Annotated in this window: 16 protein-coding genes and 2 pseudogenes; 16 read left to right on the top strand and 2 right to left on the bottom strand. The window is 71.7% G+C overall.

What is annotated here, in order from left to right; translation table 11 throughout:
• Positions 1 to 305 precede the first annotated feature (305 nt).
• Positions 306 to 1139: an HAD family phosphatase gene (locus tag C6376_RS07605; protein WP_107442711.1), complete on the bottom strand. Its 834-nt coding sequence runs from the start codon at positions 1137 to 1139 to the stop codon at positions 306 to 308.
• A gap of 581 nt (positions 1140 to 1720) precedes the next feature.
• Here C6376_RS07605 and ssd point away from each other — a divergent pair.
• The 7 genes and pseudogenes from ssd to C6376_RS45065 form a co-directional block, all read left to right on the top strand.
• On the top strand, positions 1721 to 2824 hold the full coding sequence (gene ssd / locus C6376_RS07600) for a septum site-determining protein Ssd (RefSeq protein WP_107442710.1): 1104 nt from the start codon (positions 1721 to 1723) through the stop codon (positions 2822 to 2824).
• Positions 2821 to 4026, top strand: a complete 1206-nt coding sequence (locus tag C6376_RS07595) for a TadA family conjugal transfer-associated ATPase (protein WP_107442709.1) — start codon at positions 2821 to 2823, stop codon at positions 4024 to 4026. Before ssd ends, C6376_RS07595 begins: the two co-directional genes overlap by 4 nt.
• Before the next feature lie 267 nt (positions 4027 to 4293).
• On the top strand, positions 4294 to 5151 hold the full coding sequence (locus C6376_RS07590; protein ID WP_254076344.1) for a type II secretion system F family protein: 858 nt from the start codon (positions 4294 to 4296) through the stop codon (positions 5149 to 5151).
• 65 nt (positions 5152 to 5216) lie between these two features.
• The gene (locus tag C6376_RS07585) at positions 5217 to 6038 is read left to right on the top strand and encodes a type II secretion system F family protein (protein WP_107442708.1); all 822 of its coding nucleotides are present in this window, start codon (positions 5217 to 5219) and stop codon (positions 6036 to 6038) included.
• Positions 6039 to 6155: 117 nt separating this feature from the next.
• A complete protein-coding gene (locus C6376_RS07580; RefSeq protein ID WP_107442707.1) occupies positions 6156 to 6365 on the top strand; it encodes a DUF4244 domain-containing protein in 210 nt (69 codons plus the stop codon).
• A gap of 61 nt (positions 6366 to 6426) precedes the next feature.
• Positions 6427 to 6747 (top strand): annotated as a pseudogene (locus C6376_RS07575) (TadE family type IV pilus minor pilin); the annotation flags it as partial.
• A gap of 467 nt (positions 6748 to 7214) precedes the next feature.
• Positions 7215 to 7607: pseudogene (locus C6376_RS45065) on the top strand (Rv3654c family TadE-like protein); the annotation flags it as partial.
• Here the strand turns inward: C6376_RS45065 and C6376_RS07565 are convergent.
• Positions 7585 to 10203: a DEAD/DEAH box helicase gene (locus C6376_RS07565; RefSeq protein WP_254075869.1), complete on the bottom strand. Its 2619-nt coding sequence runs from the start codon at positions 10201 to 10203 to the stop codon at positions 7585 to 7587. The pseudogene C6376_RS45065 and the gene C6376_RS07565 overlap by 23 nt on opposite strands.
• Positions 10204 to 10284: 81 nt before the next feature.
• Here C6376_RS07565 and bldG point away from each other — a divergent pair, with 81 nt between their 5' ends.
• From bldG to C6376_RS07520, 9 genes are all read left to right on the top strand, one after another.
• Positions 10285 to 10626 carry an anti-sigma factor antagonist BldG gene (gene bldG / locus C6376_RS07560; RefSeq protein ID WP_009189842.1) on the top strand — a complete coding sequence of 114 codons (342 nt, stop codon included), beginning with the start codon at positions 10285 to 10287 and terminating at the stop codon, positions 10624 to 10626.
• A 112-nt stretch (positions 10627 to 10738) separates the two neighbouring features.
• Positions 10739 to 11167, top strand: coding sequence for an ATP-binding protein (locus tag C6376_RS07555; protein WP_107442705.1), 429 nt, complete (start codon positions 10739 to 10741; stop codon positions 11165 to 11167).
• A gap of 314 nt (positions 11168 to 11481) precedes the next feature.
• Positions 11482 to 13890 (top strand): sodium-translocating pyrophosphatase, encoded by a 2409-nt coding sequence (locus C6376_RS07550; RefSeq protein ID WP_107442704.1) that lies wholly within the window; start codon positions 11482 to 11484, stop codon positions 13888 to 13890.
• Between the two features lie 193 nt (positions 13891 to 14083).
• The gene (locus C6376_RS07545; RefSeq protein ID WP_107442703.1) at positions 14084 to 14683 is read left to right on the top strand and encodes a small secreted protein; all 600 of its coding nucleotides are present in this window, start codon (positions 14084 to 14086) and stop codon (positions 14681 to 14683) included.
• A gap of 28 nt (positions 14684 to 14711) precedes the next feature.
• Positions 14712 to 16232, top strand: coding sequence for a methyltransferase (locus C6376_RS07540; protein ID WP_107442702.1), 1521 nt, complete (start codon positions 14712 to 14714; stop codon positions 16230 to 16232).
• A gap of 450 nt (positions 16233 to 16682) precedes the next feature.
• Positions 16683 to 16880, top strand: coding sequence for a hypothetical protein (locus tag C6376_RS07535; protein WP_107448831.1), 198 nt, complete (start codon positions 16683 to 16685; stop codon positions 16878 to 16880).
• A gap of 268 nt (positions 16881 to 17148) precedes the next feature.
• Positions 17149 to 19989 (top strand): type I DNA topoisomerase, encoded by a 2841-nt coding sequence (topA, locus tag C6376_RS07530; protein ID WP_107442701.1) that lies wholly within the window; start codon positions 17149 to 17151, stop codon positions 19987 to 19989.
• A 197-nt stretch (positions 19990 to 20186) separates the two neighbouring features.
• Entirely contained in the window at positions 20187 to 23399 is a 3213-nt protein-coding gene (gene tmk, locus C6376_RS07525; protein ID WP_107442700.1) for a dTMP kinase, read from the top strand.
• Between the two features lie 254 nt (positions 23400 to 23653).
• A complete protein-coding gene (locus tag C6376_RS07520) occupies positions 23654 to 24859 on the top strand; it encodes a DNA polymerase III subunit delta' (protein WP_107442699.1) in 1206 nt (401 codons plus the stop codon).
• Positions 24860 to 24862: the final 3 nt, after the last annotated feature.

Here is a 24862-nt window from a genome sequence, read left to right as displayed (position 1 = left end):
TATGCCCATCAGGTCGGGACTTTGCCCGTCACCTGGTGCGGCTGGCCCGTAATCGACGGGTCGACGTCGCGTGGGTGCCCGGTTCTCATGCGCGGTCCGTGGGGCCAAATGCGTTATTAAGGTGATCCTCTCGGATGTCCTTGGTCTCGCGGGCCGTTGAGTCATTTGTACTCCAGGACCCGGACAAGCGGAAGCCCTGGCGCCAGTTCTTTACTTTTACTCTCAAACAACAGGGAATTCGAAGGAAACGGTCATTGTGGAGCGGTTCGGGGGTGACCGGCGCGGACGGAACTGCGGCGTCCGCCTCAGACCGTTGCCGCCCGGCGCCTGCTGGCGTACCAGACCAGGCCCGCAGTGGCCGCCGCCGCGCCTATGGCCGCCATGGCGACGAGTGCCGGGCGGGGCGGCACGGAGAAGGCGGGGATCCGCTGCTTGAGGCGCACCGGCCGGTGGAAGTCGAGAATCGGCCAGCCGCGTGCCACGGCCTCGCGCCGCAACGCCCGGTCCGGGTTCACCGCGTGCGGATGCCCGACCGACTGCAGCATCGGCAGGTCGGTCGCCGAGTCGCTGTAGGCGTAGCAGCGGGAGAGGTCGTAGCCCTCGGACACGGCCAGCTCCTTGACCGCCTCCGCCTTCGTCGGACCGTACGCGTAGTACTCCACCTCGCCGGTGAAGCAGCCGTCCTCGCCCACGACCATGCGGGTGGCGACCACGCGGTCCGCTCCGAGCAGCTCGCCGATCGGCTCGACCACCTCCGCGCCCGAGGTGGAGACGATGACCACGTCACGGCCGGCGACGTGATGCTCCTCGATCAGTGAGGCCGCCTCGTCGTAGATCAGCGGATCGATCAGGTCGTGAAGGGTCTCGGCCACGATCTCCTTCACCTGTTGGACGTTCCAGCCGCGCACGAGGGCGGACAGGTACTCCCGGGTCCGTTCCATCTGGTCGTGGTCCATGCCGCCGACGAGGAAGACGAACTGGGCGTATGCGGTGCGCAAGGCCGCCCGACGGTTGATCAGCCCGCCTTGGTAGAAGGACTTGCTGAAGGTGAGCGTGCTCGACTTCGCAATGACCGTCTTGTCCAGGTCAAAGAAGGCCGCTGTGCGGGGCAAGGAGTGGTTTTCCACAACCAAGAGCATAGGGGCAGCCCATTCGGCGTAAGGTGGGCGCGTGGGTTTGCCTGAGAGGGCTCTCGGGTACACCATGGAAGTCACGGATCGTTCGCGACCGTGCTAACCCGGTCCGACTCCTCCCCCCCCGAGTCGGCCGTGGAGACGACCCCCGCTCTCCCCCCCGGCGGGGGTCGTCGCATGTCCGGGTGGGTTTTCTCTTTCTGAACACGGCGGGCGCACCGTTTCGAGGCGGCTGCGTCCGCCCCTTCCGCATGCCCGCGAACCGTCACGTTCCGTAGTCGTCGTACTGCTCTGCGGGAGTCGCACGGTAGATGGTGCGGTACTCACCGGTATGGGTGGTGGCGATATTCACAACTGTCCACTCGTCCACAGTTTTCCACCAAGATCCACATGATTTCCGGGTTCGTCGCACCGTGATTCCCACGCCTCCGCTCGGGCCGGCTTCACATGGCCGGTTCCGTTTGCCGGACGCCTGCCGCCGGTTTCCGGCGGCCGCTCAAACGGGGACCGCGCGCCGGTTCCTCACTCATTGGTGAATCGCGGGATCGCAGACACGGCGCGACCCGCAGTGAAGGGGGAGGGAAATCATGACCGGAGCCGTCACACACGAGCCACCGTCCACCACCGGAGGGCACCCGGGCAAGCCTCTGATCGTCACGGAGGACCCGGACCTCCTCGACGACCTGCTGCGCCTGTGCGCGGCGGCCGGCGCCACACCGGAGGTGCACCACTCGACGCCGGAGCGCCGGGGCAGCTGGGAGTCCGCGCCGCTCGTCCTGGTCGGCGACGACGCGGCACGCCGCGTGCGCGGGGCCGTCCGCCGTCGTGGGGTGGTCCTCGTCGGTCGCGACCAGGACGACTCGGGGGTGTGGCAGCGCGCCGTGGAGATCGGAGCCGACCACGTCCTGATGCTTCCCGACGGCGAGCAGTGGCTGGTCGACCGCATCGCCGACGTCGCCGAAGGCATCGGCCGACCCGCCCTCACCGTCGGCGTGATCGGCGGTCGCGGCGGCGCCGGAGCGTCCACACTCGCCTGCGCCCTCGCCGTCTCGTCGGCACGCGACGGGCTGCGCACCCTGCTGGTGGACGCCGACCCGCTGGGCGGTGGCCTCGACGTGCTCCTCGGCGGCGAGAGCACCGAGGGACTGCGCTGGCCCGCCTTCGCCGCATCGCGGGGGCGAGTCGGCGGAGGCGCCCTGGAGGAGTCGCTGCCACGGCTGCACTCCCTGCGCGTCCTGAGCTGGGACCGGGGCGACTGCGTGGCCATCGCGCCCCAGGCCGTACGCGCGGTGCTCGCGGCGGCCCGACGCAGGGGCGGCACGGTCGTCGTCGACCTGCCGCGCCGTATCGACGACTCGGGCGCCGAAGTGCTGGCCCAACTCGACCTGGGCCTCCTAGTGGTCCCCGCCGAACTGCGCGCCGTCGCCGCAGCCGGGCGCGTGGCCTCTGCCGTCGGCATGGTGCTGCGCGACCTGCGGGTGGCGGTGCGCGGCCCCTACGGCCCGGGGCTCGACGACGGTGAGGTGTCCCGCCTGCTCGGGCTGCCGCTGGCCGGCGAGGTGCCCGTCGAGACGAGCCTGCTGCGCCCGGACGGCGGGAAGGCGCCGCCGGGTGCGACCGCGCGCGGGCCCCTCGCCCGCTTCTGCAAGGAGTTCTGGGAGCGGGCGCTCACCGAGACGGGCAGGTCATGAGCGCGCCGCTCGGCCTCGAACGGACGAGAGAGGCCGGTGCGCTGCTGGACGGCGTACGTCAGTGGCTCGCCGAGAGCGGGGCCGAACCAACTCCCGCGCGTGTGGCGCAGGCCCTTCGCGAACAGGGCCGGGTCCTCGGGGACGCGGAGGTCCTCGGGGCGGCCGAGCATCTGCGCTCCGAACTGATCGGCAGTGGCCCTCTGGAGCCGCTGTTGGCCGACCCTCGGGTGACGGACGTACTGGTCTCCGCCCCGGACCGGGTGTGGGTCGACCGCGGCGGTGGCCTCGAACCGACCGGTGTCTCCTTCCCGGACGCGGCGGCCGTGCGACGCCTTGCGCAGCGGCTGGCGGCGGTGGCCGGACGGCGGCTGGACGACGCTCGGCCATGGGTCGACGCCCGGTTGCCGGACGGGACGCGACTGCACGCGGTGCTGCCGCCGGTGGCCGTCGGCTGCACCTGCCTGTCGCTGCGCGTCGCGCGGCCCCGCGCCTTCACGCTCGAGGAACTGGCAGCCGCCGGCACGGTCCCGCCGGGCGGCGACCGGGTGCTGCGGGCACTGCTGCGAGCACGGTTGTCCTTCCTGGTCAGCGGTGGGACGGGAAGCGGCAAGACGACCTTGCTGAGTGCGCTCCTCGGCCTGGTCGGGCCGGGGGAGCGGATCGTCCTGGCGGAGGACTCGGCGGAACTGCGACCGGATCACCCACACGTGGTGCGCATGGAGAGCAGGCCCGCCAACCAGGAGGGGGCGGGGCTCGTCACGCTCGAAGACCTGGTGCGCCAGGCCCTGCGGATGCGGCCGGACCGGCTTGTCGTGGGCGAGGTACGAGGGCGGGAGGTCGTCGATCTGCTGGCCGCGCTCAACACGGGCCACCAGGGCGGCTGCGGCACGGTTCACGCCAACGCCGCAAGCGATGTCCCCGCGCGGCTGGAGGCGCTCGGCACGGCGGCGGGACTCGACCGGGTCGCCCTGCACAGCCAGTTGGCGGCAGCGCTGTCGGTGGTCCTGCACCTGGCCCGCGATCCGGCAGGCCGACGGCGGATCGCGGAAGTGCATGTGCTGGAACGGGATCCGTCCGGACTGGTACGGACCGTGCCGGCACTGCGCTGGACGCCCGAGGCCTTCGCTCCCGAGCGGGGATGGGAGCGGCTGCGGCAGCTGCTGCGGGGCGGGGAGGACGACGTGTCGCGCGATGAGGAGTGAGCAGTGAGGGGTGGGGAGGGCGAGGACGTGGAGATCGCTGACGGGAGGGGGAGTCGAAGGCAGCGTGACGGGTGGGGGAGCACAGGCCCGTGATGCGCGACGAGAGGGGGGAGATGCCGGTGACAGGTGGGGCGAGCAGTGGGCCTTTGACGGGTGGGCGCAGGCAGAGACCCGTGACAGGTGGGCAAAGACAGAGACCCGTGACGGGTGTGGAGGAGGAGAGGGCTGTGACGAGCGAAGAAGGAGTGGGCGGGTGTGATGAGTGAGATGCCCATGGCTGCTGCCGTGGCCTGTGCCGGGGCAGCGGCCTGGTTGACGGGCGGACCGTACGCAGGGGCCAGGAGGGCGCAGTTGCTCCTCGCGGGAGGAGGAGTGGTCGGCAGTGGGCCACCCCCGCCCTGGCAGCAGCTGACCGGCGAGCTGCGTCGCAGGATCCGGGGGCGGTGGAGGCCCGAATGGTGGGCGCCGGTCGCCGGCCTGATCCTCGCGGTGCTGGGCGGCTCGGCACTGCCGCTCGTCGCGGGGGCGGCCGGAGCGCCCTTGCTGCGCCGGGCGCGGCGGGCTGCCGAGGCACGACGGGCGGGGGAACGTCGAGGCGATGCGGTGATCGCGCTGTGCGCGGCGCTCGCGGGAGAGGTGCTCGCGGGCCGGCAGCCCGGGGAGGCGTTGCAGTGGGCCGCGCGGGACTCTGGCGGGCTGGGCGATTCGCAGCCCATGGTGCTGGCGGCGGCGCGGTTCGGCGGTGACGTGCCCCGGGCCCTGGCGCTCGCCGCACGGTCGCCGGGAGCCGAGGGGCTGTTGGGACTCGCCGCGTGTTGGCGGGTTGCCGTGGACCAGGGTGCGGGTCTCGCGGTCGGACTGGACCGACTTGAGGCGGCGCTGCGTGCCGAGCGGGACCAACGGGCGGACCTGCGAGCCCAGTTGGCGGGGCCTCGCGCCACGGTGGTGATGCTGGCCGGCCTGCCGGCCCTGGGACTGCTGCTCGGCGCGGCGCTCGGCGCCGACCCCCTGCACGTCCTGCTGCACACGGGAGCGGGGTTGGGCTGCCTGCTCGTCGGCGGAGTGCTGGAGGGCGCCGGCGCGTGGTGGGCACTGCGGATCGTGCGCAAGGCGGAGGCAACGTGAGTGGGACACCGCCGGGGTGCCCCGGACCGTGGCCGTGGGAGACGAGCGATGTGGACGGAGGGGGCATGAGCGGTGAAGTTTTCCACAGGCTGGGGGTGGCCGTGGGGATCGCGTCGGCCCTGTGGTGGTCGGCGCGGCGGCTGGCGACCGTGCGGCGCGAGCGCGGAACACGTCGGCGGCTGGCCGGGCTGCTGGCCTCGGGCACGGCGTCGGATCCGCCGTTCGAGTCGACGTCGGGCAGACGGCCTTCCCGGCCACGGGAGGTCGTACGGCAGTGGCTTCCCGAAGTGCTTTCGGCGGCGCTCGTGGTGGGCGCCGGCTGGGTGGCGGTCGGCGGAGTCACGGGTCTCGCCCTGGGGTTGACGGGCGCGGTGGGCCTGGGGCGGTGGCGCCGTCGGGAGCGGACTATGGGCACGGCGAGCGCGGACGACGCCGGGCTCGCCGCACGGCAGCTCCCGCTCGCCGCGGATCTGCTGGCCGCGTGCATCACGGCGGGGGCCGGACCCGTGATCGCGGCACAGGCGGTCGGCGAAGCCCTGGGCGGTCCGGTCGGGAGTGGGCTGGCACGCGGCGCGGCCGAGGTACGGCTGGGCGGCGAACCTGGCACCGCCTGGCGAAGGTTGGCCTCGACGCCGGGCGCGGCAGCGCTGGCCGGTCTGCTGGAGCGGGCTGACGTGTCGGGTATGCCGGCCGCCGCACCTGTTGCCCGGCTCGCCGCCGACACCCGGGCCGGCTGGGCGCGCGCGGCGACGGCTCGGGCCCGCCGGGCGGCCGTCATGGTCACCGCGCCTGTGGGGCTGTGCTTCCTTCCCGCCTTCATCGCGGTCGGTGTGGTGCCCATCGTGCTCGGACTGGCGGGCGGGGTGATGGGAGGAGGTGGGCCGTGACGAGGCGACGCGCATGAGCCGCCGGACGACAACAGATCAACGCAACTGAACTGAACTGAACTTATCCGAACTGAACCGGAAATTACGGGGGTTGAAATGAACAGGAATACGGCACGGGTGGTAAGGACGGTACGGGCGCGGCTGCTCGCCCTGGTGTGCGGGGCGCAGGGGGCACGGCGGGACGCGGGAATGGTGACGTCCGAGTACGCGATGGGAATCGTGGCGGCCGTCGGCTTCGCGGTGCTCCTCTACCAGGTGGTCACGAGCGATGTGGTCGCGGAGCAATTGCAGGCGCTCGTGAAACGGGCACTCAGTGCGGGCGCGTAGGCACGGGGGCGGGTCTTCGCGGTGGTGCCGACGGCAACGCGGCCGCGGGGACCGCGGGTTCGTGACGGCGGAGTCGGCCGTGGTGCTGCCGGTGCTGGTCGCTTTCGCGATGTCGCTGGTCTGGGGGCTGCTCGTCATGTCCGCCCAGATCCAGTGTGTGGACGCGGCCAGGGCCGGCGCCCGGGCCGCGGCCCGGCAGGATCCGGCCGACGCGGTGCTCGAGGTGGCCCGCGTCACGGCGCCCCGCGGGGCGCGGGTGACCGTCGGCAGGGAGGGCGACCAGGTTCGCGTGGTGGTCGTGGCGAAGCCGCCGGGGTTGCGCGGGCTGCCCTTCGAGGTACGGGAAGAGGCAGTGGCCGCCGCGGAAGAGGTCGTGGGGGACCCGGGGAGCGTAGATGCCCCAGAGAACCCGGAGGCCCCAGAGAACCCGGAGGCCCCAGAGACTCCGGACAACTCTGAAGGCTCAGAGGGCTCAGGCGCCCCGAGGAGCAACGGGAGCGCGGATGACGCCTCGGACGCTGCCGCTCCGGGCGCGGAGGAGGACTCATGAGCCGCCTCGGCCACCTCGCAGAACACGCGAGAAGCCGCCGGTCCGTCGGAGAGCGGGCGAGGAACCTTCACCACCTCGAAGAGGACGGAGGGCGTCTCCGTGGCCTTGTACGGGACCGGAGGGGCTTTCGGGGTCACGGAGAGGGCGCGACGGGCTTGGGCGGCTTCGGAGAGGGCGGGACGGGCCCTGGTGGCCTTGAAGAGGGCGCGACGGGCTCCGGTGGCCTCGGAGGAGGCGGGAGAACCATTCGTGGTTTCGGAGGAGGGGAGAGGAAACCTATTCGTGGCCCGCGGGAAAGCCTGGGCGGGCGCCTTCGTCGCGGCGGAGGGGGCCGGACTCGTTTCCGGGGTCTCGCGGCCGGCCGGCGCGGCAGAGGGGATTGCGGCTCCGCCACCGTCTGGAGCGTGGGTGCGATCGCCGTGCTGTGCGTGGTGTTCGGTGCGGTACTCGCCCTCGGGCAGGCCGTGACGTCCCGTCACCGGGCCGCGGGCGGCGCCGACCTCGCGGCGCTCGCGGCGGCGGACCACTGGTCGGACGGCGCCGAGCGGGCCTGTGCCCGGGCGGACCGGGTGGCCCGGGCACAACGCGCGCGGCTGGTGCGGTGCTCCGTGGTCGGCCAGATCTCGGACGTGACGGCGGCCGCGGGACGCGGACCGTTCGCGGCTGAGGTCAGGGCGAGGGCGGGACCGCCGGAGGCGGCTGTCCTTCCGGTGTCTCAACCGCCGCGGACACCTCCGTCTCCTCCTGCGCACGCACTCCCGGCTCAGCCTGCGGACGCTGCTTCGTCTCCTCCTGCGTGGTCGGTCCCGCCGTCGCTTCCACGGCCGGTTCCGGTTTCTCCTGCGGAGCCTCCCGCAGGAGCTCCGTGAGGAGGCGGACCGCGCCCCTCTTGTGCAGCGGATCGTTGCCGTTGCCGCACTTGGGGGACTGGATGCAGGACGGGCAGCCGGCGTCGCACTCGCAGGAGGCGATGGCCTGGCGGGTGGCGGTCAGCCAGGCGTCGGCCGTGTGGAAGGCGCGCTCCGCGAAGCCCGCGCCGCCGGGATGGCCGTCGTAGACGAAGACCGTCGGCAGCAGCGTGTCGGGATGAAGAGGCACCGACACGCCGCCGATGTCCCAGCGGTCACAGGTCGCGAAGAGCGGCAGCATGCCGATCGACGCGTGTTCGGCGGCGTGCAGGGCCCCGCCGAGGATCTCGGGGTTGATCCGGGCCGCGTCCAACTGGTCGTCGGTGACGGTCCACCACACGGCACGCGTGCGCAGCGTACGGGGCGGGAGGTCGAGCTTGGACTCGCCCAGGACCTCACCGGTGATGACGCGCCGACGAAGGAAGGAGACGACCTGGTTGGTGACTTCGACCGACCCGTAGCACAACCGACCCTGCCCCCAGGGGACTTCGACGTCCGTCTCCAGGACGGAGATCGACGTCGTGTCGCGGGCGACCGTCGAGTACGGCGGGCTGGCCTCCTCGACCAGGGCGACCGAGTCGTCCAGGTCCAGGGAGCGCACGAGATAGGTGCGGCCCTGGTGGAGGTGGACGGCGCCCTCGTGGACGGTGGTGTGGGAGGCCCCGGCGTCCACCGTGCCGAGCAGTCGACCCGTGCCGGCCTCGACGACCTGGACCGGGCGACCGCCCTGCCCGCGGATGTCCGCCAGGTCGGCGGCCCGTTCACGGCGGGTCCAGTGCCAGGCCTTCGTCCGGCGGCGCAGCAGCTTCGCGGCCTCCAGTTGCGGCAGCAGGCCTTCCGTCTCGGGGCCGAACAGCGCCAGGTCCTCGTCGGTCAGCGGCAGCTCGGCGGCCGCCGCGCACAGGTGCGGGGCGAGAACGTAGGGGTTGTCGGGGTCGAGGACCGTCGATTCCACCGGACGGTCGAACAGCGCCTCCGGGTGGTGGACGAGGAAGGTGTCCAGAGGGTCGTCACGGGCGATGAGCACGGCCAGCGCGCCCTGACCGGCGCGGCCCGCCCGGCCGGCCTGCTGCCACAGGGACGCGCGCGTGCCCGGGTAGCCGGCGATCAGGACGGCGTCGAGTCCGGAGACGTCGATGCCGAGTTCCAGGGCGGTGGTCGCGGCGAGACCGAGGAGCTCGCCCGAGTGGAGTGCCTGTTCCAGGGCGCGGCGCTCCTCGGGCAGGTAGCCGCCGCGGTAGGCGGCGACACGCCGGGCGAGCGAGCGGTCGACCTCGGCCAGACGTTCCTGGGCGATCACGGAGATCAGCTCGGCGCCGCGCCGGGAGCGGACGAAGGCGACGGTGCGCACGCCCTGGACCGCGAGGTCGGTCAGTAGGTCGGCGGTCTCGGCGGTGGCCGTACGCCGGACGGGTGCACCTTTCTCGCCCACCATCTCGGTGAGCGGCGGCTCCCAGAGGGCGAACACCAGTTCCCCGCGAGGGGAGGCGTCGTCGGCGACCTCGACCACCGGGAGGCCGGTGAGGCGGCCGGCGGCGACGGCGGGGTCGGCGGCCGTCGCGGAGGCCAGAAGGAAGACCGGGGAGGCGCCGTAGCGGGCGCACAGGCGGCGCAGACGCCGCAGCACCTGGGCGACGTGGGAGCCGAACACGCCGCGATACGTGTGGCACTCGTCGATGACGACGTACTTCAGGGACTTCAGGAAGGAGGACCAGCGGGGGTGGGACGGGAGGATGCCCCGGTGCAGCATGTCCGGGTTGGTGAGGACGTAGTTGGCGTACTGGCGGATCCACTCCCGTTCCTCGAACGGCGTGTCGCCGTCGTACACGGCCGGCCGTACGGCATTGCCGAGAGGTTGTGAGAGTTCCTTCACCGAGCGGCACTGATCAGCCGCCAGGGCCTTGGTGGGAGCCAGGTAGAGGGTGGTGGCGCCGCGGCCGTTGGGGGCCTCGGAGCCGTCCACGAGAGCCGAGAGGACCGGTACCAGGTACGCCAGCGACTTGCCGGACGCGGTGCCCGTGGCGACGACCACGCAGTCGCCGTCGAGGGCGTGCTCGGCGGCCAGGGCCTGGTGGGCCCAGGGGTGCTCGATGCCGCAGGCCTGCACGGCCGCGACGACCTCGGAACGAATCCGGTCGGGCCAGACGGCATGGCGACCCCCGCGCGGGGGCAAGTGCTCCGTATGAGTGATGCGCGACGCCCGGTTCGGTCCGGGGGCGAGCCGGTCGAGGACCGCGCCCGGAGACAGGCGGGGCGCGGTCTCGGGCGAGGATCGATCGGATCGGAGATTCTTGGCCATCGGCACCGAGTGTGTCACTGGCGTGACGGACAATGGAGCCAAGGCGTCGTGCACGCCTGCCGGTAAGTGATTGAATGCCATCGCGGCTGGCGTACCGTCCCGGGGGCTCCTGTTCAGGTGTTCCGAGGGACGACCGCTCGATAGCAAGGTGCTGGAGGATCCGTGGACCTGTCCCTGTCGACCCGTACCGTCGGCGATCGTACGGTCGTCGAGGTCGGTGGCGAAATCGACGTATATACCGCGCCCAAGTTGCGCGAGCAACTGGTCGAGCTGGTGAACGACGGGAATTTCCACCTCGTCGTCGACATGGAGGGCGTGGACTTCCTCGACTCCACCGGGCTCGGCGTACTGGTGGGCGGACTGAAGCGGGTGCGTGCCCATGAGGGCTCGCTCCGTCTGGTCTGCAACCAGGAGCGTATTTTGAAGATCTTCCGCATCACTGGTCTGACCAAGGTGTTCCCCATTCACACCTCGGTCGACGAAGCGGTCGCTGCCACCGACTGACCACCCCTGCCGGGCCCACGCGGCCCGGCACGGATGGTCGAACAACGTAGGGGGTCCGGGCCTCGGCGGCCCGGCCCCCCTGACAGCACGCCCGTAGTTCCGAGGGGGACGCATGGCCACCGTTGAACTCCGCTTCAGCGCGCTGCCCGAGCACGTCAGGACCGCCCGACTGGTGGCGGCGGCGGTGGCGCGCAGGGCCGGGGTGGACGAGGCCGTTCTCGACGAGGTCCGGCTCGCCGTGGGCGAGGCCTGCTCCCGCGCCGTCGGACTGCACCAGGCGGGCGGTATCACCGCGCCCGTGAAGGTGCTGCTGATCGAGGAGGAGAAACAGTTCTCCATCGAGGTCGGCGACGAGGCGCCGCGTACGGCGCCCGGCGACCGGGCGCCCGGTTCCGGCGGGGACGTGGAGGCCGAGGAGGACGAGATGGGCCTCGCGGTCATCAGCGGCCTCGTGGACGACGTGGAGGTCACCGCCGGAGAGCACGGCGGGCAGATCCGTATGACCTGGCCGTCGGCCGCGGTGACGGCCACGCTGACCTGAGTCGTTTCGAGTCGTTCGCGGCGTTTCGGTTTCCCGGGGCCCCACTCAGGTGGGGCCCTTTGGCATGCGCGGACCCGGGTGCTCGTGCATGCTGGCAGTGATCTCGTCGAGTGAATCACGAGAAGCCAGTCGCCAGAAGTGAATCATGCGGCGACCGAAATCGACTGCAATTCGTGAAGCAATTCACGATCAATGCCTTGAAGGCATTACTTGACGAAAAGGCGAATTTCGTTTGCCGGGCACTGTTTTGATCAGGTTCCGGTACCTACAATCCGTCCACATCTTGAGCTCAGCCCAAGCGTCAAGGAGGACGAATGGCGGGGCTTCCCACCTCTCATCCGTTGGATCACCCGACAACCCTCGCAGCCGCGGAGCTGACCGACGGCAACCGCCTCCTGGTGGTGGTCATCGCCGTCGTGGCCCTGGCCGCACTCGTGGTCGCGGGCGTACTGCTGCGCCAGGTGCTCGCGGCCGACGAGGGCACCGACAGCATGAAGAAGATCGCGGCTGCGGTCCAGGAGGGCGCCAACGCCTATCTGGCCCGGCAGTTGCGCACGCTCGGCGTATTCGCCGTCGTCGTTTTCTTCCTGCTCATGCTGCTGCCCGCGGACGACTGGAATCAGCGGGCCGGCCGATCGGTGTTCTTCTTGATCGGAGCGGCGTTCTCGGCGGCCACCGGCTATATCGGTATGTGGCTCGCCGTGCGTAGCAACGTACGGGTCGCCGCGGCGGCACGTGAAGCGACGCCGGCGGAAGGCGAACCGGAAAAGGATCTCACCGCCGTCTCGCACAAGGCAATGAAGATCGCATTTCGTACGGGCGGCGTCGTCGGCATGTTCACGGTGGGGCTCGGCCTGCTCGGCGCGGCCTGCGTGGTGCTGGTGTACGCGGCCGACGCGCCGAAGGTGCTGGAGGGATTCGGACTCGGTGCCGCCCTCATCGCCATGTTCATGAGGGTCGGCGGCGGCATCTTCACCAAGGCCGCCGACGTCGGCGCCGACCTGGTCGGAAAGGTCGAGCAGGGCATTCCGGAGGACGATCCGCGCAATGCCGCGACCATCGCCGACAACGTGGGCGACAACGTCGGCGACTGTGCGGGCATGGCGGCCGACCTCTTCGAGTCGTACGCCGTGACCCTGGTGGCAGCGCTGATCCTGGGCAAGGCGGCCTTCGGCGACGCCGGACTCGCCTTCCCGCTGCTCGTGCCCGCGATCGGCGTGCTCACGGCCATGGCCGGGATCTTCGCGGTCGCCCCACGCCGGTCCGACCGAAGCGGTATGTCGGCGATCAACCGGGGCTTCTTCATCTCGGCGACGATCTCGCTCGTGCTGGTCGCCGTGGCCGTCTTCCTCTACCTCCCCGGCACGTACGCCGACCTCGACGGCGTCACCGACGCGGCGGTCCAGGGCAAGAGCGGCGACCCGCGCGTCCTCGCACTCGTCGCCGTGGCGATCGGCATTCTTCTGGCAGCCGTCATCCAGCAGTTGACGGGCTATTTCACGGAGACCAACCGCCGACCCGTGCGCGACATCGGCAAGTCGTCGCTGACGGGCCCGGCCACCGTGGTCCTCGCCGGAATCTCCGTCGGCCTCGAATCGGCCGTCTACACCGCCCTGTTGATCGGCCTCGGCGTGTACGGGGCGTTCCTGCTGGGCGGTACGTCGATCATGCTGGCGTTGTTCGCGGTGGCGCTGGCCGGCACCGGTCTGCTCACCACGGTGGGCGTGATCGTGGCCATGGACACCTTTGGGCCGGTCTCCGACAACGCGCAGGGCATCGCCGAGATGTCCGGTGACGTCGAGGGCGCGGGCGCGCAGGTGCTCACCAACCTGGACGCAGTCGGCAACACCACCAAGGCGATCACCAAGGGCATCGCCATCGCCACCGCCGTCCTGGCGGCGTCGGCGCTCTTCGGGTCGTACCGGGACGCGATCACGACCGGTGCGCAGGACGTGGGCGAGAAACTGTCCGGGGCGGGCGCGCCGATGACCCTGATGATGGACATCTCGCAGCCCAACAACCTCGTCGGTCTCATCGCGGGCGCGGCGGTCGTCTTCCTCTTCTCGGGGCTGGCGATCAACGCGGTGTCACGGTCGGCCGGCGCCGTGGTGTTCGAGGTGCGGCGGCAGTTCCGCGAGCACCCCGGGATCATGGACTACAGCGAGGAGCCGGAGTACGGCAAGGTCGTCGACATCTGCACCCGGGACGCGTTGCGCGAGCTGGCCACACCCGGACTCCTCGCCGTGCTGGCGCCCATCTTCATCGGGTTCACCCTCGGCGTCGGGGCGCTCGGCGCGTTCCTGGCGGGCGCGATCGGCTCCGGCACGCTGATGGCCGTCTTCCTCGCCAACTCCGGTGGCGCGTGGGACAACGCCAAGAAACTGGTCGAGGACGGCCATCACGGCGGCAAGGGCAGCGAGGCGCACGCGGCGACGGTGATCGGTGACACGGTCGGCGACCCGTTCAAGGACACCGCCGGCCCCGCGATCAACCCGTTGCTGAAGGTCATGAACCTCGTGGCGCTCCTCATCGCGCCGGCGGTGATCAAGTTCAGCTACGGGGACGACAGGAGCACCGGTGTGCGCATCGTGATCGCGCTGCTCTCGCTCCTCGTCATCGTGGTCGCGGTGTACGTCTCCAAACGGCGCGGCATCGCCATGGGTGACGAAGAGAACAACGCGGGCAGCGCGTCCAAGTCGGTCGATCCGGCGGTGGTTTCCTAGCGCGGCTCACCGCGGGCCAGTTCAAAGGGCGGGCGGACGGCGCGGGTTGACGCGTCGCCCGCCCGCTGCGCCGTCGGTGTGACGCGGCCGTGAGCCTTCTCTCCCCTGGTGTAAATGGTTCACCAGATCCCATAACGGTCATTCGTTCTGGGGCTGTCGCCCGGATGCCGTGTATGTTCCGGGGCCGAGAGCCATGGAAGGAACCAAACCGGTGAACAAGAAGCTCACGGCCGCACTGTCCGGCGGTGCGGTACTGGTACTGGCACTGTCCGGATGCAGTGAAGAGAAGGACAACAAAGAACTCGACGCTTGGGCCAAAACGCTCTGCGCCACCGTTCCCGCCCAACAGGCAAAGATCAAGTCGGCCTTCGACACGTTGGCCAAGGCCGCCAAGGATGCTGAGCCGGAGAATCTGCAGAAGGCCGACTCCCAGGCCTTTCAAGACCTGGCGGATGGCTTCCGGTCTCGTGCGACCGCGCTTCAGAACGCCGGTGCGCCTCCGGGCGTCGACGGTGGCGCCAAGAAGCAGCAGGACGCCGTCACCAAGCTCATGACCCTGTCCACGGCCTACGCCAATCTGAAGAAGCAGGTGGACGGGCTCGAAACCAAGGATCAAGCCAAGTTTGCCTCCGGGCTGGACAGCGTCTCGAAACAGATGAAGAACGTGAGCGCGCAGTACAAGAGTGCTGTCGAGGCGCTTCAGGACCTGGAGAAGGGCGACGTGAAGCGGGCGGTGGCCGATCAGGAGGGCTGCAAGAAGGCCGCCGCTTCCGCCTCGGCCACGGACAGCTGAGGCGCCTCGGACGGGAGACAATGGGGGCGTGAGTAACGCCACCCTGTCTCCCCTGCCCTCCGCCGACCGTCCCGACGTCGCCGCCCGGCTGCGGGAGGCCCTGCTCGCGGCCTCCTTCACCGCGGACGGCCTCCTCGACCTGCTCGGCGCCCCCGCCTACGCGGCCCTGGCGCGCAGCGAGACCGTGCCGGCGCTGCGCGCGACCCGCGGGGACACGCCGCTGGAGACGCTCGTGCGTCTCTTCCTGCTCCAGCAACCGGTCCCGCACGCGCGCGTGGCGGAGTTCCTGCCCGTACGCGCGTGCGTGGAGAGCGGCTGGCTGGTCCCCACGGGCGGGAACGAGGTGGCCGCGACCGTGGACGTGCGGCCGTACGGCGGTCCGGACGGCGAGGACTGGTTCATCGTGTCCGACCTCGGATGCGCGGTCGGCGGCGCCGGCGGCATCGGCAGCAACGACGAGAGCGTCGTCCTCGGCGTCGGAGGCGCGTCGACGACCCTCGCCGCCATCACCGTGCGCAGGCCCGTCTCCGCCGCGCTCGACCTGGGCGCCGGCTCGGGCATCCAGGCACTGCATGCCGCCCGGCACGCCACACGCGTGACGGCGACCGACCTCAATCCGCGCGCGCTGCACATCACCGCCCTCACCCTCGCGCTGTCCGCCGCCCCGGCGGCCGAGCTGCGAGAGGGCTCGCTCTTCGAACCGGTCCGGGACGACGAGAGCTACGACCTGATCGTGTCGAACCCGCCGTTCGTGATCTCGCCCGGCGCCCGGCTGACCTACCGGGACGGCGGGATGGGCGGGGACGATCTGTGCCGCTCGCTCGTTCAAGGAGCGGGGGAACGGCTGAACGAGGGCGGGTTCGCGCAGTTCCTCGCCAACTGGCAGCACGTGGAAGGGGAGGACTGGCAGGACAGGCTCCGGTCGTGGGTGCCCCGTGGGTGCGACGCGTGGATCGTGCAGCGCGAGGTGCAGGACGTCACGCAGTACGCCGAACTCTGGCTGAGGGACGCCGGGGACCACCGCAGTGACCGGGCCGAGTACCAGGCGCGCTACGACGCGTGGCTGGACGAGTTCGAGGCGCGCAAGGTGAAGGCCGTCGGCTTCGGCTGGATCACGCTCCGCAGGACGGCGGCCGTGGAGCCCGTGATCACGGTGGAGGAGTGGCCGCACCCGGTGGAACAGCCGCTCGGCGATGCCGTCCTGGCGCACTTCGAGCGGCTCGACTACCTGCGTGCGCACGATGACGCGGCTCTGCTGGCCGGTCACTTCAGGCTGGTCGCGGAGGTCGTCCAGGAGCAGGTGGGCCTCCCCGGCGCGGAGGACCCGGAGCACGTGGTGCTGCGCCAGCACCGCGGCATGCGCCGGGCGACCAAGGTCGACACGGTCGGGGCGGGCTTCGCGGGGGTGTGCGACGGCTCGCTGAGCGCCGGCCGCATTCTGGACGCGATCGCCCAGCTGATGGGCCAGGACCCGGTGCTGCTGCGGGACCGCACTCCGGCCCAGATCCGCCTGTTGGTGGAGCAGGGATTCCTCGAACCGGCGCAGTGACGCGGCGGACCGGCCGGATTTCGACTCCTCGGGACGGAGGGGTCGGTCTCGGCTCCGCGGAGCACGAGAGTCCGCCGAACGCCTCACGCTGCGCCGCCTGCAGAGTTGGCGTGTTCGCGTTCGGGGCCTCCGGGGCTCCGCGCTTTCGGCCCCCTGTGGATCGAGGGCCCTTGGGGTCGCGGGCGCCCTGGTCCTCGTGGGTAAGCCTCCGACCGCGCCGCCGTCAGGCCAGCCCTTGCCGCCGCTGCTGCCGCTGCCCAGCCCGTGCGCCCGCGCCACCCCTGCCTGAACCGGCCGGCCCTCGGCCTCCCCGTGATGCGGTGTCCGCCCCTGCGTAGTCCCGGCGTTCACCTCGGGTTCGCCGGGTCGTCGCCCGCGCGTGACAGCGTCCGGGCCGGGGCCGGGCTGGTGGCCGGGCAGGCACGGGCGGACGAGGGGGCGGCGGCGACCATGGAAAGTGGGCCGATGATCTTCGCGGGAATGGTGTTCGCTCTCTTCGGGGGCGCTCTGCTGGTGTGGACCGCGGTCCGGGTGGGGCACCGGGAACCCGTGGCCCACGGTGTGAGCCCCGTCGCATCGATGGCGCTGGCCCTGCTGGCCTCGTGTGCGGCGCTGGCGGTCGGCGTATGGTGCCTGGCCCGCCTGTGAATCGATCTCGTCGCACACCCGTTCGGCAGACGTGAGGGTGCTCACGCCGATCAGGGGCGGGCGCCTTCCGGTCGTACGGAAAAGGGCCGGTCGGCACTCCGGGCGGCAGGAATGGCGGTAGTCGGGTTACCGTTCGAGTGGCCGTTGCGGGCTTTTCCCGTTTGACACGGGGGCGGGATGTACCGTCACACTCCGCAGCGTCACCATGACCCGACCCCGGGAACAAGGCCTGGGGAGGCCCCAGCCTCGACCGGAGAGAAGAGCGAAGTTGTCCCCGACCAGCGAGACCGCACAGGGCGGCCGCCGACTCGTGATCGTCGAGTCGCCTGCCAAGGCGAAGACGATCAAGGGTTATCTCGGCCCCGGCTATATCGTCGAGGCCAGCGTCGGGCACATCCGCGACCTTCCCAACGGCGCCGCGGAGGTGCCGGACCAGTACACGGGCGAGGTCCGCCGCCTCGGTGTGGACGTCGAGCACGACTTCCAGCCGATCTATGTGGTCAACGCCGACAAGCGGGCACAGGTCAAGAAGCTCAAGGACCTGCTGAAGGAGTCCGACGAGCTCTTCCTCGCCACCGATGAGGACCGCGAGGGCGAGGCGATCGCCTGGCACCTCCAGGAGGTCCTCAAGCCGAAGATCCCGGTCAAGCGGATGGTCTTCCACGAGATCACCAAGGACGCGATCCGGGCCGCCGTGGCCAACCCGCGCCAGCTCAACCAGAAGCTCGTCGACGCCCAGGAGACCCGCCGCATCCTCGACCGTCTCTACGGCTACGAGGTCTCGCCGGTCCTGTGGAAGAAGGTCATGCCGCGTCTGTCGGCCGGGCGTGTCCAGTCCGTCGCCACGCGTCTCGTCGTCGAGCGGGAACGCGAGCGCATCGCGTTTCGTTCTGCTGAGTACTGGGACCTGACGGGCACCTTCGCGACCGGCCGCGCCGGTGACCCGTCGGACCCGTCGTCGCTGGTCGCCCGCCTCCAGTCCGTCGACGGCAGGCGGGTCGCGCAAGGTCGCGACTTCGACTCCCTGGGACAACTCAAGAGCGCGAACACCCTCCCGCTCGACGAGGCGAACGCCCGCGCCCTGGCCGCCGCCCTGGAGAACACGCGGTTCTCCGTGCGCTCCGTCGAGTCGAAGCCGTACCGCCGCTCGCCGTACGCCCCGTTCCGTACGACGACCCTGCAGCAGGAGGCCAGCCGCAAGCTGGGCTTCGGTGCGAAGGCCACCATGCAGGTCGCGCAGAAGCTGTACGAGAACGGCTACATCACGTACATGCGTACGGACTCCACGACACTGAGCGACACGGCCGTCTCCGCGGCCCGTGCCCAGGTCACGCAGCTGTACGGCGCCGACTACCTGCCGGCCCAGCCGCGCACGTACGCAGCGAAGGTCAAGAACGCGCAGGAGGCGCACGAGGCGATCCGCCCGTCCGGTGATCGTTTCCGCACTCCCGCCGAGACCGGCCTGGCCGGCGACCAGTTCCGGCTGTACGAGCTGATCTGGAAGCGGACCGTCGCCTCCCAGATGAAGGACGCGACCGGCAACAGCGTGACCGTCAAGATCGGCGGCGCCGCGGCCGACGGCCGGGACGTCGAGTTCAGCGCCTCCGGCAAGACGATCACCTTCCACGGCTTCCTCAAGGCGTACGTCGAAGGCGCCGACGACCCGAACGCCGAGCTGGACGACCGTGAGCGCAGGCTGCCCCAGGTCGCCGAGGGCGACCCGCTGGCCGCCGAACAGATCACGGTCGACGGGCACGCCACCAAGCCCCCGGCCCGCTACACCGAGGCCAGCCTGGTCAAGGAGCTCGAAGAGCGCGAGATCGGCCGGCCGTCCACGTACGCGTCGATCATCGGCACGATCCTCGACCGCGGCTACGTCTTCAAGAAGGGCACGGCGCTCGTCCCGTCCTTCCTGTCCTTCGCCGTGGTCAACCTCCTGGAGAAGCACTTCGGGCGGCTCGTCGACTACGACTTCACCGCCAAGATGGAGGACGACCTCGACCGCATCGCCAACGGCGAGGCGCAGTCGGTGCCGTGGCTCAAGAGGTTCTACTTCGGCGAGGGCGCGGCCGAGGGCCGTGCCGCCGACGCCGGCAACGGCGACGGGGACCACCTCGGCGGCCTCAAGGAACTCGTCACCGACCTGGGCGCGATCGACGCGCGCGAGGTGTCGTCGTTCCCCGTCGGCGACGGCATCATGCTGCGGGTAGGCCGCTTCGGCCCGTACATCGAGCGCGGGGAGAAGGGCGCGGAGGGTCACCAGCGGGCGGACATCGCCGAAGAGCTGGCGCCCGACGAGCTGACCCTCGAGATGGCCGAGGAACTCCTCGCCGCGCCCAGCGGCGACTTCGAGCTGGGCGCCGACCCGGCTACGGGTCACCAGATCGTCGCCAGGAAGGGCCGCTACGGCCCGTACGTCACCGAGGTGCTCCCCGAGGGCACCCCGAAGACCGGCAAGAACGCCGTGAAGCCGCGCACGGCCTCGCTGTTCAAGACGATGTCGCCGGACACCGTGACGCTGGAGGAGGCCCTCAAGCTGATGTCCCTGCCGCGCGTCGTCGGCGCGGACGCAGAGGGCCAGGAGATCACCGCGCAGAACGGCCGCTACGGGCCGTATCTGAAGAAGGGCACGGACTCGCGGTCGCTGCAGACCGAGGACCAGCTCTTCACGATCACCCTCGAAGAGGCGCTGGAGATCTACTCCCAGCCCAAGCAGCGCGGCCGGGCCGCCGCCAAGCCGCCGCTGAAGGAGCTGGGCGCCGACCCGGTCAGCGGAAAGCCCGTCGTCGTAAAGGACGGCCGCTTCGGCCCGTACGTCACCGACGGGGAGACCAACGCGACCCTGCGCTCCGGCGACAGCGTCGAGGAGATCACCCCGGAACGCGGCTACGAGCTGCTCGCCGAGAAGCGCGCCAAGACGCCCGCCAAGAAGACGGCGAAGAAGGCCCCGGCGAAGAAGACCACGGCCGCGAAGAAGGCCGCACCGGCGAAGAAGGCCGCGGCCAAGAAGACCACGACGGCCGCCAAGACGACGGCGGCGAAGAAGACCACGGCGAAGAAGAGCGCCGCGACGAAGACGACGGCCGCACGGTCGACGTCCGAGGACTGACCGGACCGCTGCCGCATCCGGACGGATCGCTCCTTTCGGGCATACGGCGCCTGTCGGGCGTGACGGGCGGCGGATCCGACACGGTTTCCGCACAACGCGTTCACGAAACGACTGCCCCGGCATCACTTTGGTGTCGGGGCGGTCGCACGTCCGGACGGGGGCCACGGGCTGTCAGTCGCGGCCGATAGGCTGAAAGCATGATGCGAGCCGAGCAGCCAACGGCCCACCACCCGGCCCCGGACGACGCCCTGGTGGCGGACTCCCGCGAGCGCGCCGTGCGCGCACTGTTGCGCGAGCCGCAGCTCAAGCGGCTCTGGAGCGCGCAGCTGGTGGGTGGTGCGGGAGACGCCCTCGCCCTCCTTGTCTTCGTCCTCCTCGTCCTCCAGGCGGCCATCGCCGAGGCCTCCTTCGGAGGCGGCTACCGCGGCGTCGCGTTCGCGGTGGCGACCGTCTTCGGGGTGCGCATTCTGGCCACCCTGCTCTTCGGGGCGGTCCTCCTGGGCCCGTTGACGTCGCTCACCTCGCCCGACGGCCCGCTCGACCGGCGCTGGACCATGGTCGCCGCCGACGGTCTGCGCGCCGCGCTGCTGATCGTCGCGCCCCTGTGGATCGACTGGACCCCGGACGACGCGCTGCCCCTGCTGCTCGTCACCGTGTTCGTGACGGGCGTCGCCGAACGGTTCTGGACGGTCGCCCGGGAGAGCGCCGCCCCGGCACTGCTGCCCGCGCCGCCCTTGGAGGGCGCGACGGTACGGCCGTTGCCCGACCACATGGACGCCCTGCGCCGTCTGTCGCTGCGCACCGGCTTCGTGACGATCCCGCTGGGTGCGGTCACCCTGGTCGTCGCGGCGTTGCTCAACAACCTTCTGGGCGTCGGCGTCGCCTGGTTCGACCAGCACCAGGCGGCCCTCGCCTCGTACGTCGCCGGCGGGCTCTTCGCCGGGTCCCTGTCCATCGTCACGTTCCTCGAACTGCCCGCAGTGCGCACCCCGCGCGCGCGGTCGCCGCTCGAGGGCCTGCGCCGCCCCCGCACCGCCACCGGCGTCGACAGCGGGCGCACGGGCGCCATCCCGCTGCTGGTCCTCGCCTGCGCCGCGGTCGCCGGGGCCATCGCCGCCGCCGTCGCCGTCTCCGTGCTGCACGCCATGGACCTGGGCGGCGGCCCGGTCCTGTACGGGCTGCTCGTGCTCGGGCTGACCGGCGGCGTAGTCATCGGCGTCCGCACCGCCCCGAAGGTGCTGGTCTCGCTGTCGCGACGCCGGCTGCTCGCGCTGGCGATCGCCTTCACCGGCGTGGCGCTGCTGGCCGCGGGCCTGGTTCCGGACGTCACCAGCGTGCTGCTGATCGTGACCCTGGCCGGCGTCGGCGCGGGCGCCGCCGCCAACACCGGGCACGCGCTGCTCGACCAGGAGACCGAGGACCACCGCCGCGCGCGGACGACGGAGCACCTGCACGCCGTGGTCCGCGTCATGGTGGCGCTGGGCGCGCTGCTCGCCCCGGCGGCCGCGGCGCTCATCGGCCCGCACCGGCTGGAGAACGGCAGGTTCGTCTTCGCACACGGCGGAGCGGCTTTCGTGCTCATGCTGGTCGGCGCGCTGCTGCTGCCGGTGGCCGCACTGGTGCTCGCCAAGGTCGACGACCGCTCCGGCGTCCCCCTCCGAAAGGACCTGCGGGACGCGCTCCTGGGCGGCGACGACCCGGAGACCCTTCCGGCCGCGAACGGCTTCTTCATCGCCCTGGAGGGCGGCGACGGCGCCGGCAAGTCCACCCAGGCCGAGGCGCTCGCCGAGTGGATCAGGGCCAAGGGGCACGAGGTCGTCCTCACCCGCGAGCCCGGGGCCACACCCGTGGGCAAGCGGCTGCGCTCGATCCTGCTCGACGTCTCGAGTGCCGGACTGTCCCACCGCGCGGAGGCACTGCTGTACGCGGCGGACCGCGCGGAGCACGTCGACACCGTCGTACGGCCCGCCCTGGAGCGCGGCGCGGTGGTCATCACCGACCGGTACGTCGACTCGTCCGTGGCCTACCAGGGCGCAGGCCGTGACCTGTCCCCGACCGAGATCGCGCGGATCTCGCGCTGGGCGACGAACGGCCTGGTCCCGCACCTGACGGTCCTTCTGGACGTGTCGCCGGAGGCTGCCCGCGAGCGTTTCACGGAGGCGCCGGACCGGCTGGAGTCGGAACCGGCGGAGTTCCACGCGCGCGTGCGCTCCGGTTTCCTCACCCTCGCCGCCGCCGACCCGGGGCGGTACCTGGTCGTCGACGCCGCACAGGAGCCCGAAGCCGTCACCACCGTCGTCCGGCACCGGCTCGACCAGTTGCTGCCCCTGTCCGAGGCCGAGATCAAGGCCCAGGAGGAGGCCCGCAGGAAGGCCGAGGAGGAGGCCCGCCGCAAGGCCGAGGAGGAGGCCGCGCGCAAGGCCGAGGAGGAGCGCCTCGAGCGCGAGCGCCAGGAGCAGCTCGCCAAGCTGCGCGCCGAGGAGGAGGAGCGCAAGCGGCGCGAGCTGGAGGAGGCGCAGCGCCGCGAGGCCGAACGGCAGGCCGAGGAGGCCCGGCTGCGCGCAGAGGAGGCGCGAAAGCGTGCCGAGGAGGAGCGGGTCCGGCTCCTCGCGGAGGAGAAGGCCCGCGCCGAGGAGGAGGCCCGCCGCAAGGCGGACGAGGAGCGGCGGCGCAAGCAGGCCGAGGAAGAGGCCAGGCTGCGCGCCGAGGCCGAGACCCGGCGGCTGGAGAAGCAGCGCAAGGCCGAGGAGGCGCTGCTGCGGGCCGAACAGGCCCGGCGTGCGGCCGAGCAGGCGGCCGCTGCGGCCTCGGTCGGCCCGAAGCCGCCCCGCCCGGCCGCCGCCGCGGCTTCGGCGGCCCCGCCGGAGGCGGTGACCGTGCCGACGCCGGTGGTGACTCCGACCAACGCGTCGGGCGGCCCGGTGGACGAGACGGCGGTGCTGCCGCCGGTCCGGATGGACAAGGAGCCCGAGCAGTCCTCCCGGACGTCGGCCGGGCCCGCGGCCGACGGCGAGGTGACGACCGAGCTGCCGCAGCCGTCGATCCCGGCAGGCGCCGCGGACGAGACGGCCGTCCTGCCTCCGGTGCGTGATCACGGCCCTGCCGACGAGACCGCCGTACTGCCTCCGGTCACGGACGAGAGCCCCTCGGACCGGGTGCCGCCGGGCTTCTTCCGCGACGAGCGGAGCGGACGGGCCGAGCGGGGGGGTGCGCGTCCGGACGGCGCCGACGACCGGACGCGCGAGCTGCCGCAGTTCGACGAGGAGGGCGCGCCCAGGCAGCGCCCACGGCCGGACTGGGCCGAGGAGACCCCGCTCGACGATCTGCCGACGCTGGCGGACGAACTGCTGGGACCGCACCGGGACGAGGACGACCGCGGCGAGGGCCGCGGCCGGGGCCGTCGCCGCTGAGCGTCGGACGCAGGACGCAGGACGCCGGACGAAGGACTCGGATGCGGGAGGCGGACGGGCGAGGTCGAACGTCCCGCCTCGAGCGGTGAGCGTCGGGCGAGCGGTTCGAGGCGGGGTGGGCCCCGGCCGCGTGGCCGCTCGCACCGACCGGGCCGTCAGCCTCGCAGACCCTCGCGGCCGGGAACCTGTTGTCAGTGGTGGCCCGCACAATGGAACCCGCAAGCGCGGAACGTGACGAAAGGGCGGCGTGACGCATGACCGTGTGGGACGACCTCGTCGGGCAGGAGAAGGTGAGCGAGCAGCTGATCGCCGCCGCTCGGGACGCCGACGCGTTCGTCACCGCGGCCGGCTCCGGCACCGCTCCGCCGGAGGCGTCGAAGATGACGCACGCCTGGTTGTTCACCGGCCCGCCGGGCGCCGGCCGCAGCCGAACGGCGCGGGCCTTCGCCGCCGCCCTGCAGTGCGTGAGTCCGGACCGGGCGTTGGGCGGCGTGCCGGGCTGCGGGTTCTGCGACGGTTGTCATACGGCGCTCATCGGCACGCACGCCGACGTCACGACCGTCGCCGCGGTCGGGTCGCAGATCCTCGCCGAGGACATGCGCGACACGGTCCGCAAGTCCTACACGTCGCCCGCCACGGGCCGCTGGCAGGTCATCCTCGTCGAGGACGCCGAGCGGCTGAACGAGAAGTCCGCCAACGCCGTGCTGAAGGCGGTCGAGGAGCCCGCCCCCCGCACGGTCTGGATGCTCTGCGCGCCCTCCCTGGAGGACGTGCTGCCCACCATCCGCTCCCGCTGCCGCCATCTGAACCTGCGCACGCCCTCCGTCGATGCCGTCGCCGACATGCTCGTACGGCGGGAGGGCATCGAGCCGGCCGTCGCCGCGGCCGCCGCCCGGGCCACCCAGGGGCACGTCGACCGGGCCCGCAGGCTCGCCACCGACCCCGCCGCGCGCGAACGCCGGGCGACCGTGCTGAAGGTGCCCCTGCGCGTCGACGACGTCGGCGGCTGCCTCAGAGCGGCCCAGGAGCTGGTCGACGCGGCCGCCGAGGACGCCAAACAGCTCGCGGAGGAGCGGGACGGCAAGGAGACCGAGGAGCTGAAGGCGGCACTGGGCGCGGTCCAGGGCGGCAGGATGCCGCGCGGCACGGCGGGCGTCATGAAGGACCTGGAGGACAAGCAGAAGCGGCGCAGGACGCGCACCCAGCGCGACAGCCTCGACCTCGCGCTCACCGACCTCACCGCCTTCTACCGGGATGTCCTGGCGCTTCAGCTCGGCTCCCGCGTCGCGATCGCCAACGCGGACGCCGAGGACGCGTTGGAGCGGCTCGCCCGGAGCAGCAGACCCGAGTCGACGCTCCGCCGCATCGACGCCATCGCGGCCTGCAGAGACGCCCTCGACCGCAACGTGGCCCCGCTGCTGGCGGTGGAGGCGATGACGCTCGCACTGAGAGCGGGCTGACGA

It is taken from the genome of Streptomyces sp. P3, from assembly GCF_003032475.1.
Classification (GTDB): domain Bacteria; phylum Actinomycetota; class Actinomycetes; order Streptomycetales; family Streptomycetaceae; genus Streptomyces.
The sequence above is the reverse complement of the archived record's forward strand: the minus strand, read 5'-3'. Positions and strand labels throughout refer to the sequence as shown.